The sequence below is a fragment of the Vibrio quintilis genome (assembly GCF_024529975.1).
Lineage (GTDB): Bacteria > Pseudomonadota > Gammaproteobacteria > Enterobacterales > Vibrionaceae > Vibrio > Vibrio quintilis.
In genome coordinates this window covers 719915-734825 of sequence record NZ_AP024898.1, presented here as the reverse complement: position 1 = coordinate 734825, position 14911 = coordinate 719915, and the positions used below count along the sequence as shown (strand labels likewise).

The following is a 14911-nucleotide window of genomic DNA, read 5'->3' as shown; positions in this document are numbered from 1 at the left end:
GTATATTTTTTATTAATGCTTTCCAGAAAGATAATAACTAAGCAGAGGGGTTTTCTCATAAGTAATTAATTTGCCCTTGCTATCATATTGAGGATCAATAAAAATTTCTTTCAATGAGAATGCCGTATAAGGTAACTGTGGAATAAAGCTATCACTAGCCTTCAATAAAGCACCTCTTAGCATTTTAGTTAATTCACCGTAGGACATTGATTCAGGTTTTTCCAGAAACACATCACACAACCGACTTGAAAGGTTATCCGATTCAACCAGCGACTTACTCATCGGAAGAGATTTCGAATATAAATCATCTGTAACATAACCTTGTATTGAAAATGAATTTCGACTTATTGTATTTTGCATACAATTGAATGTCTCTGATGTCACGATTGCATTGCCATGTAAAGAATCACTGCCTTGAACATGTCTTACATATCTCTTCAATGAGATTTTACCATCCAGAACCCTCAGTGAATCAACATCGACTAATGTGACAATCTTTTGTGAAAACTCGACAACAGCAAGTCGTAAACCTATCGGATTGCCCAATGAAAAAAACTCGTCTGAACTTTCAGCAGAAACTACTGAAGAAAAAATCACCCCAACCAACAATAAAAATCTCATAAACCCGCCTGATTGATATTCAATTGGTTTAGTTTAATAGGATATGCATCTGGATCAAGTAGATGATTATGGATTTATACATACTTTCTTCTATGACACTGATAAATATTATTATGCTTAAAAGCAACTTCAGTGCCTTTTTCAATTGAGTATCTATCTCCCTCTCGATTCTCTTTGACTGACTTCACAATACCAGAAAAGTTCTCATCGATTATATTTGTTACAGTCACTTCACAGGAAAAGTCACTATTTTCAAGCGTAACAATATCATCAACGACAATATTTAAATCCCCATCTGGTGTTCTAAGCAATTGATGTTCTTTGTTTACTTTCCATTCCGAATAAGTCATTTATCCTTCCCTACATCTTTATGATAATATTATTATTCATAATTTGTTTTCTGTTGTTTATAAATCAAACACCTTCTAAATTTAAATAACGGTTACTCTTTTTCTTCCCATGACCTGGCCCATATTAACCATAGTATCAATAAGGTTAAATATAGTGCAATCAGCATAGCTTTATATGAGACAACGTCCGGTATTTATAGGCTGATGTCACAGAATTGAATGCAAATGGTTGTATTGAGCTTTGGGGGAATGGTGCTGGTTACCGGGATGGAAAGCCCACTGGGTGGGCTTTGGCCACGAGGCTAGCTATTATCTGTATATAATATTTCAACTGGTGCAGAATCCATAGCAATCCAACCACATTCACCCCTGGAACCCTCAGTTAAATACTTTCTTTTTATCTTAATAACAACCAACCCACCTCTCGTACGATCTTCTCCGACTTTATTTACATTACTAAAATCTATGGCTTTATCTATATCACTGGTATATTCAGTCCATTCAAAAGTTTTCTTAATTTTTTGACTAGTACCCGGGCGCACTTCATCCATTCCTGCTTGTTTTATTCCAGCAGTCTCAGGGGGGGCTTTAACCGATGAATTTCGCGACAAACCACCCGCACTTTGTTGGGTAATTATTTTATAAAATTCCTCTTCAGAATGAGTACCTCTTGCCAAAATAACATAATCTTCAGGTTCGCAACTCTTAACATCATGAGTCAATGAAGGCATTTTTCTTTCATTAAGCAGAGGAGATGTACTATTCACATCAACTGAGTTATTTTTACTTAATCGAAATTTTCTTAATAATCTTTTGAAACTATCCCAGCAACCACGTTGTATAACTCCATTTTTATCAATACGATAGCTGTTTTTCCTCTGCCCACCGGAACCACCAACCACCCGGCATTGTTTCACCTTCCGCTTATCTACCTGTGCATACATACCCAATCCCTCAAAAAATTTATAGAGGTTTGATCGTATAAAGGTGAGCAAGGCAAATCTCGGTTAAAGCTGGGATTTGTTGGGGGAATTGGTTGTAGATTCTGGCCCTGTATGCATGAAAAAAAAGAACTTATGTTGCAAAAACATAGTGGCATCTCCCGCAATTCTATATTAACATTGTTGTATAAATATAAGTTAAATATCATTAATATAAGAAAACAACGTCTATGGCTAAGAAAAAAATAAACCGATCACCTCTCATATCCAAGAGTGAGAGATTAGAACTGATCAGAGAATCACTGCAAAAGCAGAACATCGATGAGCTTGAAAACTCAACGCCAAGTGCTACTGCCGCTGATTCGTTGAAACTCTTCCGAAAAGCCTTCTCTCAAATGCTTAAAACGCTCGAAGTAACCGAACCTGAAGTACAACGATAAAAGTTAATTCGCAGACACCCGTTTCATTTAAGTATCGAAAGGATTTTACAAGGCGCATGGATAAAAAATGGGTCTTCAAGCAATTAGTTAAAGATAAATCAGATATCGAAGGACTAATTGCTTACGCTTTATATAAATACCAAAAAGATCAAACGGCAACACAGCTCCGTGAAAAAGAAGGCGAGCCAGAAGAGGTGATATCCGAAAGATTGAAGCTTTTTCACGACGGGGTACTTTTAAGCGAAGACAGATTAAATAGCTTTAGAGAGAGCGCTTTCGTCTTGATAGATCAAGTAACAAAATCGATTCAACACAACTTAGAAAAAGAATATCAAATCAAAGAAGCTCAGAGGCAAGCTAAGCACAATACTCTTACTCGAAATCTGGAACAGAAAGAGAAATCGCTTACCAAAAGAGAAAATGATATTGATTCTCAAATAGAAAAAGGCATTGAGAATAGACTCAAGAGTTATGTCACTGATGCCGCAGAGTACGTCAATAAGAAATCCAAGGTCCAAAAGTTTGCTTCTTGGTTAATCGGCGGTTTCTCAGGTTATGCAGCTGGTTTAATTTTGATCATATTTGTTTGGGGGATTATTGCTTGTTATTCCAATGATGCAGTAAGTCAGCATGCAATGGTGGAAAATTGTATACACAAAATCTTGGATTTTTTTACTACCCGACCTATTTGATTGCTCAGTCAAGTTTAACAGGTTGCTCTAACTCATTTATGCCCCTTTTCCTTTTACGAAATAATAAATTTAGGTATTTTTCTAATACCTAACACCCAAATTCAGGTAATGATTTAATAGTATTGTCGAGTAAGCCTTATTAGTTAAGACATTGTCGGCATTTTGTGATGTATTATTGAACTGAATATTTATTTTTATATTTAAATCAATGTATTGATTATGATTGATAAAGTAGTATTGGCAATTAAATGGACAATATCATGTGGACATTGTCCACCTAAGAACTGTTAGATTTCACGGAGTAAGAAGTACCAACTATGAGTGATGGAATAACAGGTAAAGCAATATACAAATGCACCAATTGTGGTGCAAAGCATTACCTTCATAATGATGATTTCTACTTCGAGGCAGAGTCTGGCTCTGAAAGAGGTATGGGCGAAGAAGTCCAGTATTCGTATGAACTGGATGAAAAATGCCACAATTGTGATGCCGACATTCATTTAAAATTCGAAGTTTGGGAGTATCCAGTAGGCATCATTAATATGACTAATGAAGATGCTTCCGGTGCTGAAATAATAGAAAGTGACTTTGATATTTACCATGAGCCACCGCGAGAAGAGCATGATGAAGCGGTTGAGCTTGTAAAATCATTAGTCCTGTTCAAGTTTGATGCGTTCGCAGAAGCGTTTGTTGAATTCTGGGTAAAAAGCTACAAGAAATCTCCTCAACCGACAGCCATTATATCTTTCATTGGCATATTGTTAGCTTCTGTTAGCTTGGGTTTAGCAATTTACACTTCAGAGAAGGCGAGAACCGAGAAACTCGATAAGCCTCAAAGATATTCTGAGCAATTTGAGTTACTAAAGAACACAGAAAAAAATCTGAACGATTTGTCAGAGTTTATTTCTAGTAAAAAAGGCGAAATCGAAGCAACAAAAAACCTTATTCAAGAGCTAGAGCAAAAAAGATCAGAATTGGAGCCAATCGTTACCGCAAACCAAGAAACAGTAGATGCTATATTCTTACAGCAAAGAAAAGATTTTGAAAAATCGATCTGGACTGAGAGAGGAATAAGCTTTGGTTTGGGAATACTTGCTTCGCTTATTGCATCAATAATCTGGCACTTTGTTGGCAGGTTCAAAAAATCTAACAAGCAAAGGCAGTCGGACGCGTAAACGCGCCGCTGCTTTGGGCGTTATGTGTAAATCGAGATCAACGCATGGATGTATTTGAATTTATTCTCGGCATGGCAAGAACAGATGAAAATCTGATTAGAAGTGCTGAAGAACTGGATAAGGCAATTGATCATATCGTTAGTCTTATCCAGGACGCATGCACACTATATTTCGCCGCCGGTTATCCCAGTTCGGCATTTTTAAGTATCACGGCCTGCGAAGAAGTGGTAAAAGCTCATATCGGCTCCTTTACAGATGGAAAGCACCCTGAGAAGGAAGGTCGTAATGTTTTCCGAGACCATAAAACCAAACATGCTATGGCCGCCTTGCCAACTGTGCCAATGGGCCAGCGATTAGAAGACGTTCTGGGCAAAGAAGAGTTACGGCGAGTTATGAACATGGCTCAGAATGCTGGCTTTGTTCAAGCTCGGGAAAATGCCCTATATTTTCAAAGAGAAAAAGGTAGCTTGGTGATACCTTCTGAAAAAATCGATAAAAAGTTGGCTCGGTCTTTGGCCCTCTTCGCCATTGAGGTTTTCGATGACGCTTTAGTGGGCATGACCAACCATTCTTATGAAATGGGCAACATTACTGATGCACTGTTCGAACAAATAAAAAACACATAACAAGGCCAGCCAGAGGGGCCAAAAAACCGCCGCTTAGCTCTGGTTTTTAGGCCCCTGCTGGCGGCGTTATATTTTTCAGGAGAGAGTATGTTCTCAAAGGTTGGGTGGGGATTGTTATGGGTATTTGGGTTTACTATTAATTTTATATATTTCCCTTTATTTGCAACAGCGCAGCTATTCATAACTCAGGAAGATTCTAATGTTTATTTCATGCTTACTGGTTCTCTAATCGTATTTATAACCTCATTTATGAATATTTTTACGCGCCATCATGAGTTTAAACTATGGTCACAGTTCCTAAAAATGGTAGTAGCTCTTTATACGGGGATCATTACATTCGCGGCTATATACAGGTTTGGAGGTGTGATTACGCCAGAGGGTAATGTAAGTCATGATGTTTACGATAGTATCTATTTTTCTATCGTAACGTGGACAACGTTAGGCTATGGTGATTTTCAACCTTCAGAAAGTATCAGGATTTGGGCTGGAGCGCAGGCTATGTTGGGTACATTATTCACGCCTTTGTTTTTGGCTGCGATACTTTTTTCATTTGAGTTAAGTAAACCAAAAAAAATATAACAAATTGCTTAAGCGTGATTCAGCACGCGTGGCATTTTTAGTATGCAGTAGTTTTGGTGTTGAAGTGCAATGCAGATGCTTGGTTATTGCGTGCTTCACACCTTAGCAAGGCGTTGGTCGGTCTTGCGCTAAAACGAAATTGTCCAGAAGTGAGCTACAACGTGTGGTGTGCGGATTGCTCAATTAGATCACGCTACGTAGTCAACGCTTCAGATCGTATATAGCCCACTTGACCTGGTAACCAGCCCCAACCCATTGATTTATTGAATCAATATCTCACAATAAAAGCTCAACCGTTGTCATATGCTTTCATTTTATTAATGTGCATTTAATTTTACATAAACAATACCAATAAAAATGGCACATGTATCTTACTTATCTCTCACTGGAGAAAAACAGGGATTAATTTCCAGTGGCTGCAACACTAAAGATTCAATGGGAAACCGTTATCAGGAAACTCATACCAACGAAATCACGGTTCTGGAATGCCAGTATTCCATGTCGAAACTACCAAGTCAGCCGGGAATAAAACACGGCGGGATTCAGATAACCAAACCCAAAGATAAAGCATCACCTTTACTGGCAACGGCATTTGCAAAACAGGAGCATCTTGAAGGAACGATTGTTTTTTATCGTACCAATGAAAAAGGCCATTACGAAAAGCACTATGCGATTGAGTTCCAGAAAGCTGTCATAACCGGCATATCAATATCGCTACCCCATACAGTCCACAATAATAGTGAAGAAATGCATGAAGTGATTACCCTGAATTATAAGGGAATTCAAATAATACACTTTCCCTGTGGAACAATGGCTTCTGATGGTTGGGAGATTGCTAATTATTTGGGCGCAAATACTCCCATAGCATCACCTTTGCAACAAACAAAATCTTTACGACAACTAGCAAAAGAAAATAGTGAGCAAATCAAAAAACAGGTTATGAATTCTGTTCTGAAAGAATGCGATATCGTCCGCAGAAGCGAATGGAATGCGAAACCAAGCAAAAATCAACTAGCTGATGACTGGGATTATAATGCTATTGCATTGCATCACGCAGGTAACTCATTTAGCAGTGAAAGTACTGTATCGGAAATTCAGACCGAACACTTAAAGAAATATGATGACATTGGCTATCACTATGCTGTGAATTATGAAGGAAAAATCTTTGAAGGCAGACCATTAATTTACAAGGGAAGCCATATATACAAAGCAAACTCACATAAAATAGGAATTGTCATGATTGGTGATTTTTCCTCAAGAGGTGAAGCTGAAGTCAAACTTAATGATATGAGTTCATGGGCTGACCATTTTGATTTTTCTGATGATGGACAAGTCCCTGAGAAAATGCATAATGCGCTCACATCTTTGATTAAAACCCTTTGTAAGAAATTTCCCAAAATAAAAACCTTAGGTGGACACAGGGAATTTGCCGTAATTTTAGGTCAAACCAGAACTTGCCCTGGTGATTATGGTATTGAAGAAACTAAACTTCTCCGGAAAGATTTAAAACTACAGGAACCCAAATGATAAAAAAGACTTTACTGGGCATTTTCGTTGTCACCAATATATATCTTTGGTTTGGTATCAAAGAAGATCCTGAATTTTTTAGTTACGGACCTTTTTTTAAGATGCACCCATGCCCTAAGTTTTTCTTCTCTTCTCCTGTGGGGATGGGGGATATTGATTTGAAGCGACTATCTCAAGATGAGATATATGAGGAATTCATGTTCCAGCAATATTTCAACAAGAATGGGATTCAGGACCAGGGCTTCAGTCTGTTCCCCTGCGTAATGGATTCAAAAACTAAACTTAACTGGGTAAGCTGGGAAAATCACCAATAGGCATACTTATTCTGACAGTTCGTCGAACTCATCCTCAAGCAGCTTTTAAACATGATACGCAAATTTTTATTTATTGTAGTTATTGCTATGTATTATCTGATTTTACTGATTTGTTGGTGGAACGGCGCTGATACCATAGAAAATACAGAGCGCGGTTTAACCAAATTTACCGTTGATGGTGTAACTCAGATTACTGATAATTATTTCTATCTTGCGTTCTACGGAAATATTGTGTGTATGCTGGCTCTGTATTATTGCCTCCGTCCCACAAGATGGAAAAACAGCCAATAACTATTTCCATAGGGCCCGGCCACAAAGCCGGGTCTTTATCAGTACGCTTTATATCGGTTGTAAGCTGTCATTTGGTTCTTTTTCTGACCGTCTTTTTTGTATTGGGCTACCATTTTTTCATTTCTATCGTTATCCCACAGATCGTTTAATTGTTCCACTGTCATAGTGCCAACATCCAAACCTTTATTGTTCAGAGCCTGAGCAAAAGCCAGCTTCTCCTGATCACCATTCGCCCATTGAGGAACCTGCGTACCTTGCGACTGCTGAGCCTGAGACTTCCCGGATTTGTTACCAAAATATAAGGACTTCAGTTCGCTCGCCGCCTGATTGTAATTGTCGTTGATTGCAGCTATTTTTTGCTGAGTTGCCTTAGGGTCATTAAGAGAATTAGATAATTGATCGTTAGTCGCTTTGAATTTCTCTTTAGTCAGACCAGCAAGAGATTCATGGTATTGTTTTGTTGCCTGCTGGTTTGTATTGCTCTGACCAAATAACTTTCTTCTGGCATCTGCGGTTTTTGCAATTCTCCATTTTTTCAACTGACCGGTTATATCCTGCATTGCTCCGGACAGAGGAATAACCATAACGTGATCGTCCGGGTGGGTGCTGCGGTTTTTGGTAATTGGTTTGGCAACCCATTTCCCATCGCCGTAATTGACCAGTGTGGTTAAAACGATGCCCGGTTGATCGCCTGGTTGATTCGGGTCGATATCACCAGCAAGAGTAACACCTCCCAACTTCGCATCTTTGATAGTCTTTCCGGTAATAGGGTCTTGCTGTCCAACAACCTGTCTCACCTGATTTTTATAAATGACGCCCAGCGCTGAAATTGTTTCTTCATCAAGACTGCGGGGGTTTTTGATAACCCCGGGCAATTTATTTTCTATGACACCAAGTGCCTGATCATGTTCTTTATCCAGATACCTCTCTGGATCATATGCTGAGCCCTTGATATATTTGTTATCAAAGATTGGATCGCGGGTTCCGGTTTTACCCCACTCATTCCACTTTTCTTCAAGAAGAGATATGTTGTCCTGAATGGTCTGCATCCTTTTTTGCCGCTCTAAATTGTTCTTGTTCAATTCGGTTGCTGAGTTACTTGCAGCAAGGTTGGCATTGAAAAGCTGCTCTTCCTGAGCCTGTTTTTTTGCACGCCATCCGCCAGTGCGTTTGCCATCGGAGCCGACCACTCCATACTCAGCATCAAAAGCAGCCTTCTCTCTCTCAGCTCTTTCCCCCTGCAGCTTCATTTGCTGGTCATGCATGGCTAATATGCCTTTATTTCTTTCCCGCTCCATCTGCATCCGTTCATCAGCCATCTTTAAACCGGCCTGTCTTTCATAGTGCCGATCCATTGCGTCAAAACCTTTCAGAGCACCATCCATCAAACCACGAGTGTCTAAATTCATGTTATTTCCTCAGAATAGTTCGCCTAAAACAAGACCAGCTGCAGCACCGGCTGCTGTTCCTAAGCCTGGATTAATCATCGTACCGATAGCAGCACCAGAACCAACAGAGCTCATCGTCTGCTGCTTATGTGCCGACTTCAGCTCTTTGTTAGCATTTTCACGATTTGTTTCTGCAGTTGCAGCATCACGAAGTCCCTTCAGAGCTCCATTTTTAGTATCACCGGCAACGCTTAATAAACTGTATGACATGGTTTATTCCTATGATGAAGCTGATGTATTTGAAGATGCTTGCCGCAAGCTGTACCCGGCACCGGAGAGAACGTTCATTGATCTGTCTTTCTCGTAGTCCCTGAGACTGTTTTTGGTTGAAACGGCTGAAAGTGCGCCTTTTGCCTTCTGCCCCGAATCCTGAACAGAGCTGAGACCATAACGAGCCATTTTATTGCTTTCTCCCTGCTGAGCTGCCGCCAGAGAGCTGGCTGAGTTTTCATCTGCCCGATCAAGTTGCTCATTCAGTAATTCACCTGATTGCGTTTTCTGTAACAGTTCCTGCTGTTTCGGATAAAACCGTGAATACCAGTCGTCATATTGCTGACGGATGATGTTTGCGTATGTATCTGATGCAACTCCCATAACTCCCCCTTAAGTCGCCATAAAGCCAGATGTATTCGAAAACGGATCGTATGTATTCAGCCGGTTCTGCTTAGTACTGATACTATCCAGATCCCGTGAATCTATAGGGTCAGCGCTCTTTAATGATTCCTGATAACTCCTCAACCCAGCTCCTGCAGCTGCTCCAACGGTCTGCTTTAAACCTGCGCTGGTATTAAAACTTGTCTCGGCATCTGACCGGGCCTTACTGGCACTCATTGATGCCACATCGCTCAATCCGGCTAATGCTGTGGCCTTCTGACCAGAGCCCAAAGCAACAACATCCTGAAGCCCGGCAGTGTACTTATCCTGCTCTGATGATTGTGCCTGATTCACTGTCTGCGCCTGGCTGGTTGCCTGATTCGTCGTTAAATCTGCCTGAGCACTTCCAAACTTTTTACTGCTTGGATCAATGCCGGATGCCGTCATATTGGCTGCAGCATTATCTCTGGCCTGACTGTATGATGAGTTGTACGCCAAATCTGTATCTGATTTGGTATCCGCCATATTTGAATCGCTGTTGTAGTTACCCACCCGGTCAATAAAATTGTCTTCGTACTGTGATAATTCGTTCTTGTAGATATCCCACTGCTGATTTGCCACATCCGCAGCAGCTTTTTCATATGAGGTTTCTTTTACCTCGTTGTTGTGACCGCTCATTTTATCTCCTTAATCCAGTGCTGGACCCTGCTGTCACTGTCGTTAGTGAAACCCTGACGAACGAGAAACGACGCCAGGCGTTCAACCGTTGTATAGAGTTCAATCCCCTGCCCGCCAATCTCCCGCGTCAGTCTGTGAACTTCTTTCATATGCCGGGATAAAACGCATTTCCCGAACGAATGGGCGAAAAAAATATTGACCCACATTTCACCGTTTCTCATGACCGGCATGAGTGCAAAGCATCCGCCGTCGCACAGAAACAAAGAAGCCCTTCCGGAAAGAAGGGCCTCGTCAATTTGGTTTGCACATTTGTGCCTGTTATTTATCTCTGTCCTCTGAATATATGGCCAGAGGTAATCCCGGAGTTTCCGGTAATCCGATTTGATCAGCATTACGATAACTGCTTTGAAGTTCTGAAAATTTGGACCGGAACAGTTGCAGCCTGTAACGTTATAGTCCGGAATGAATTGCCCGCACCCAAACTCGTCATGTGCGTTGTAACAGTCAATGTGACCAATTTGGAGTCTGCCCCCGCTGGAATTTTTACAGATAACGACGGAATAAATTCAGTGCCGTGTGAACCACTTTCACCGGAAACTATAGGTCTGGACGAATAAACATTTTTCTGACCCGTTGAGACCGAGACGGTTGCAACAAAATACAATCGCGCCCGCCCCGTCAACGACCAATGCATTGTAAACGGCGGCATTACCAGCAACCTGTCAGACAAATCATCTGCCGGGTTGCCGGCAACGTTCACACCGAGCACATTGAATGACTTACTTGTATCATCATCTCCACTATCATTAATTGAATTCAGTGTATAACCTTTCGCACCAACCACATCACCGATAATCTGACTGGCATGGATTGTCCCGGTGAACTCGCCATCCACACCGTACAGAGTCCCGTATATTTTGCAGTCCTTGTTGATCGTCATATTGTCCAGAGTGCCGCCGGATGCAATGAGATAATCAGTATAAATCACCCCATTCGCTGTAATTCGGGTGTGGTATCCGTTATATGGGCCTCCATAGCCGATATTGAGCTCAGCCCCGTTAATCACAGCACTGGTTAATGTCGGTGTTTCAATCGATATCCCGGCTTTTACATAATCTGCTGTGATTTCCTGAGCCTGAATAATCTGGATTGTTGCACTTTCTATCAGTGCCTGGGGAATAATGACTTTCCCCTTATCAATTGCCAGAGCCGGAGTTAAATTACCCGGTTTGTTTGGGTCAAATACGAAGAACTGGCTGGCGCTGATGGCAACCTGACTGGTTCCGTCTGATTTTGCGATCAGTCCTATGCCGGCAGTGATACCGCTGGCGGATGCCTTTTTAGACCAGAGCGCCTTGTAGGCTTTGGTGCCATTCTTGTTTATGTATTCAATAGACTGTTCTGTTGTGTCTACCCTGGCTCCCACTTTATCAATATCAGACGTCAAATCCTGAACCAGTTCAGACTGGCGCATCTGCTCGCCAATATCATCGATGATGTCTGAAATATCCGGGCTGGTTTGCCCCAAAGTTCCCAAAGTGGCGTTGAATGCTCCCGGTTTATTCTTCTCGTTGACATGCCGGATCCAGTAATAAAATGTTGAACCGGTTGGTACGATATCGCCGTATACCGTTGCAGGCGTCGTAGCGATTAATGATGCATCTGCAAATATTTCCGTTGTCGCTCTCCAAACCTCTGTATACGCATGCCCCCGGTATTTTGGCGCATCCCATCTCAGCATGATTGAGGAGAACCCGCCGTGAACTTCAAACCCGGCTGGCGTTGTCGGATAGCCTACCCCGGCGCTATTGCTGCCATCATCCTGCTTTTGAATCGTATACCCACTGCCTGATTTCTTCAGTGTCGCAATGCCGGTGCTTGCTAAATCTCTGTATGTCACCGCTCTGTCTAATCCGGAACCACGCTGACCTGTCAGGATTTCGATATTTTCCTCATTAGACTGCGCTGAGCGACCACCTCTGAATTCTCTTTTGGTCATGATAATTCCTGCATTGAATTTGCCATGAGTATCCGTTCAACTCTCGATTCACCTTCTACCCGGATTTGCCATTTTTTTGCACGGACCGGAGGCAACCGAAAAGGCGAATCTGTCAGCCTCCCTTTTTCGATCACCCGGATATTTTTACCATCAGCAATGATACTGACCGACAACAACCCCGGCTCGTCTGCCTGAATCCGGCCACATGAAAGGATTGTATGAAGAGGAGCAAGAAATTCTTTAGACTGCCAGACAAATGATTTGCATGTTTCTCCGCCCCGCCATTCATAAACGTCTGAACCACGAACACACATCAGGACATCACGTTCCAAATCGTTATACGCACACTCCCAGTCATCTGAGATATGGATGAAATCCTGAGAAACCGGATCGAAGATAAACCCACCGGCTGAGCATTTGGCAACATACTTTCCTTCTACCGCGACAGCTTTGATTGATTCGGGCTGATACGACTGCCACTGCTCCCGGGTGATCAACTGGTTGGTGGCATTTGTCGCCCCGTCACTACTGACTGCAATCAACCCATCAGGTGATGCATAAAACCCCATACCGGACAGGACAACCAGAGATTCAGCGCTGACACACGCCTGTTCAATATTCAGTTTTGTCCCGGTAATAGCACTCGGAGTCACCCCGGAAAACAGGTATGGATAACCGGTTGTGGCCACAACCAGCGAATTACTAATCGGCGCAATGGCAACAATCTCATGTTCAGTTGTTCCCCGGTAATCTTCCGGCCATGCATACGGCAAATACGCCATTGAAAACATCGCTTCATTTCCGGCAAATCCGGCACAAATCCCGTTTGCCATCCGACACAGTCCAGCCATGTTCTCATCCGGCACATCGTAATCATATGTTTCCAGAACAGCGCCGTTCGCATCCCTGAGAGAATCTTTGTATTCGCTCTGAGAAATTGGCAGTTCAGCAATCAGTTCATAATCACTGTCCGTTGTTGATGTGACCGAACGATATAACCGTGTGAGGGTAATATTGTGAGAATTACTGCCGGGTTGGCAGAGCTTTACTGTCACTGTTGAGCCCGGCTTCTCAATTACCGACGCTTCAGATGGATCTCCCGGTGCACCCTCTTCACCAAACCGGGTCACATAGGTTTGGATATAAAGCCGGTCTTCATCATCATACGAATCTAATTCTCCCTCTTCAGGGTCTTCCCCGGTGGAACCGTCAATATCAGTTACAACCGGAGGTGATGCCGGAGCCGGAACACCCAGATCGTACCATGCGGCCGGGCCAAACCCATTTGAAGCAAGCGCAATATCCTGAGACGTCACTTTGGGCTTATCCTGCCCGGTCCAGTAAACCCGGCTGTACGGGTCTTGCGCCATTGGGTTAGCAATCGCATGAACGGCTGAGCTCCAGTAAAGCCAGTTTTTGTCGGTATATCTGAATATTGTTTTTGCCCGGGCAGGCAAAGAGAACGATTTATCATCTGTATGAACCGGAGCGAGAACGCCCCGCTCAAACTGACAGTCTGTTGCTACTGTCGCGCATTCGTCTGATAGCATGTGAGACATCAGGCGTGGAACTTCGCCTTTCATGGCTGAAATATTAATGAGCATTTTTACCACTCAAATGATGTAATTTCGTCTGCGCTGGTCAGCGCATTTACCGCAGTTTCAGCATTGTTTGATGCGGTTCTGATAGCTTCCCTGAGTTTCATCACATCTTCAACCGTCTCGACATCCGTTACGTTTAAAGATTCACGCTCCTGCGCACGTTGTAAACGCCAGTCCAGAGCAGAAATCCGGGATTGGGCCTCCTGTTTGATTTGGGTGATGCGCTGAGATTTCAGAGACTCAATATCCGGCTCAGTGTATTCATACTCAATCACAGCGCCTGAATCAAGAATTTCACGGCAGGCGTCACCGGCTACAGGCTGCTTGCTAATCCATTCACCATTTTTTAAAACTTCAATTTGACTCATTTCAATAATCTCCTGTGACGAAATCTACACCAATCAACAAATATGCTGCCGATGAATGTGTGTTTTCCAGTGTTAGTATTTCATCGACTTTCCCCAGCAATTCGTTATTTGAACGCAGGACTGTGGGAGCATTAAACGACCCCGGCGTCCCTGTTATTGTCCCCACTTTTGTATAATCAGCAGACGCGGCTAGTGTTCCCGCTATCCTTATACCCAACTGGCGGCTCCCCAGAGTCGTTCTTACATAGTTATATGTAGTAACACTCGTTTTGTTACTTGATAATGCTAACAGCTGAAAAACACGAACCCGGCAGCCAGATGGCGGGGTGATAATCAGAGATTTACCAGCTGCTATAGTAGAAGTTTGGGAGAGACTACCGACGGTAATTAACGGCGAGTAATGCTGTTTTATCTGAGTGATCGAATCTGTTAATTCAGTTTTTGCATCTTGCAGCTCATCACGCGCTGCATTCAGCAGAGTTTTTGATTCACTGATGTTCTCTTCAGCTACAGCGATCAGGGCTTTTTCCCAACTCGCATTATTCATCAGGGCTTCCAGCCCTTTACCGATAAGCATTTGCTCTTCAGCTGTGAGCGTACCGGCCTGCATCTTTGTGTGCATATTGTCGATCACTGACTGCACTGTTGTGTTTAATGTTGCCATATT

The 14911-nt window shown here is 42.4% G+C and carries 19 protein-coding genes; 7 read left to right on the top strand and 12 right to left on the bottom strand.

Features of this window, described 5'->3' with window-relative positions; all coding sequences use genetic code 11:
• Positions 1-12 precede the first annotated feature (12 nt).
• From OC443_RS21900 to OC443_RS21890, 3 genes are all read right to left on the bottom strand, one after another.
• A complete protein-coding gene (locus OC443_RS21900; protein WP_073579342.1) occupies positions 13-621 on the bottom strand; it encodes a hypothetical protein in 609 nt (202 codons plus the stop codon).
• A gap of 74 nt (positions 622-695) precedes the next feature.
• Positions 696-971, bottom strand: a complete 276-nt coding sequence (locus OC443_RS21895) for a hypothetical protein (RefSeq protein WP_073579341.1) — start codon at positions 969-971, stop codon at positions 696-698.
• A gap of 302 nt (positions 972-1273) precedes the next feature.
• On the bottom strand, positions 1274-1915 hold the full coding sequence (locus OC443_RS21890; RefSeq protein ID WP_073579340.1) for a DUF4765 family protein: 642 nt from the start codon (positions 1913-1915) through the stop codon (positions 1274-1276).
• Between the two features lie 227 nt (positions 1916-2142).
• Between OC443_RS21890 and OC443_RS21885 the strand changes: the two genes are divergently transcribed.
• The 7 genes from OC443_RS21885 (at position 2143) to OC443_RS21850 (ending at position 7265) form a co-directional block, all read left to right on the top strand.
• Entirely contained in the window at positions 2143-2352 is a 210-nt protein-coding gene (locus tag OC443_RS21885; protein ID WP_073579339.1) for a hypothetical protein, read from the top strand.
• A gap of 56 nt (positions 2353-2408) precedes the next feature.
• Entirely contained in the window at positions 2409-3044 is a 636-nt protein-coding gene (locus OC443_RS21880) for a hypothetical protein (protein ID WP_073579338.1), read from the top strand.
• A 317-nt stretch (positions 3045-3361) separates the two neighbouring features.
• Positions 3362-4219, top strand: a complete 858-nt coding sequence (locus OC443_RS21875; RefSeq protein WP_073579337.1) for a hypothetical protein — start codon at positions 3362-3364, stop codon at positions 4217-4219.
• Positions 4220-4263: 44 nt separating this feature from the next.
• Complete coding sequence (locus tag OC443_RS21870) at positions 4264-4845, top strand: AbiV family abortive infection protein (RefSeq protein WP_073579336.1); 582 nt, start codon at positions 4264-4266, stop codon at positions 4843-4845.
• Positions 4846-4932: 87 nt separating this feature from the next.
• Positions 4933-5424 carry an ion channel gene (locus OC443_RS21865; RefSeq protein WP_073579335.1) on the top strand — a complete coding sequence of 164 codons (492 nt, stop codon included), beginning with the start codon at positions 4933-4935 and terminating at the stop codon, positions 5422-5424.
• Positions 5425-5781: 357 nt separating this feature from the next.
• Positions 5782-6951, top strand: a complete 1170-nt coding sequence (tssD, locus tag OC443_RS21855; protein WP_073579333.1) for a type VI secretion system tube protein TssD — start codon at positions 5782-5784, stop codon at positions 6949-6951.
• Positions 6948-7265 carry a hypothetical protein gene (locus OC443_RS21850; protein ID WP_073579332.1) on the top strand — a complete coding sequence of 106 codons (318 nt, stop codon included), beginning with the start codon at positions 6948-6950 and terminating at the stop codon, positions 7263-7265. Before tssD ends, OC443_RS21850 begins: the two co-directional genes overlap by 4 nt.
• A gap of 329 nt (positions 7266-7594) precedes the next feature.
• Here OC443_RS21850 and OC443_RS21845 read toward each other — a convergent pair whose 3' ends face one another.
• The 9 genes from OC443_RS21845 to OC443_RS21805 form a co-directional block, all read right to left on the bottom strand.
• Positions 7595-8965 (bottom strand): hypothetical protein, encoded by a 1371-nt coding sequence (locus OC443_RS21845; protein ID WP_073579330.1) that lies wholly within the window; start codon positions 8963-8965, stop codon positions 7595-7597.
• Positions 8966-8974: 9 nt separating this feature from the next.
• A complete protein-coding gene (locus tag OC443_RS21840) occupies positions 8975-9214 on the bottom strand; it encodes a bacteriocin (RefSeq protein ID WP_073579329.1) in 240 nt (79 codons plus the stop codon).
• 9 nt (positions 9215-9223) lie between these two features.
• On the bottom strand, positions 9224-9598 hold the full coding sequence (locus tag OC443_RS21835) for a hypothetical protein (protein WP_073579328.1): 375 nt from the start codon (positions 9596-9598) through the stop codon (positions 9224-9226).
• A 9-nt stretch (positions 9599-9607) separates the two neighbouring features.
• Positions 9608-10276 carry a hypothetical protein gene (locus OC443_RS21830; protein ID WP_073579327.1) on the bottom strand — a complete coding sequence of 223 codons (669 nt, stop codon included), beginning with the start codon at positions 10274-10276 and terminating at the stop codon, positions 9608-9610.
• Positions 10273-10482, bottom strand: coding sequence for a hypothetical protein (locus OC443_RS21825; RefSeq protein WP_262021788.1), 210 nt, complete (start codon positions 10480-10482; stop codon positions 10273-10275). Before OC443_RS21825 ends, OC443_RS21830 begins: the two co-directional genes overlap by 4 nt.
• A gap of 185 nt (positions 10483-10667) precedes the next feature.
• Entirely contained in the window at positions 10668-12275 is a 1608-nt protein-coding gene (locus OC443_RS21820; protein ID WP_073579326.1) for a phage tail tip fiber protein, read from the bottom strand.
• Positions 12272-13879 (bottom strand): hypothetical protein, encoded by a 1608-nt coding sequence (locus OC443_RS21815; protein ID WP_073579325.1) that lies wholly within the window; start codon positions 13877-13879, stop codon positions 12272-12274. The genes OC443_RS21820 and OC443_RS21815 overlap by 4 nt, the downstream gene beginning before the upstream one ends.
• Positions 13880-13881: 2 nt before the next feature.
• The gene (locus OC443_RS21810; RefSeq protein ID WP_200796862.1) at positions 13882-14244 is read right to left on the bottom strand and encodes a hypothetical protein; all 363 of its coding nucleotides are present in this window, start codon (positions 14242-14244) and stop codon (positions 13882-13884) included.
• Between the two features lies 1 nt (position 14245).
• Positions 14246-14908 carry a hypothetical protein gene (locus OC443_RS21805; RefSeq protein ID WP_073579324.1) on the bottom strand — a complete coding sequence of 221 codons (663 nt, stop codon included), beginning with the start codon at positions 14906-14908 and terminating at the stop codon, positions 14246-14248.
• Positions 14909-14911: the final 3 nt, after the last annotated feature.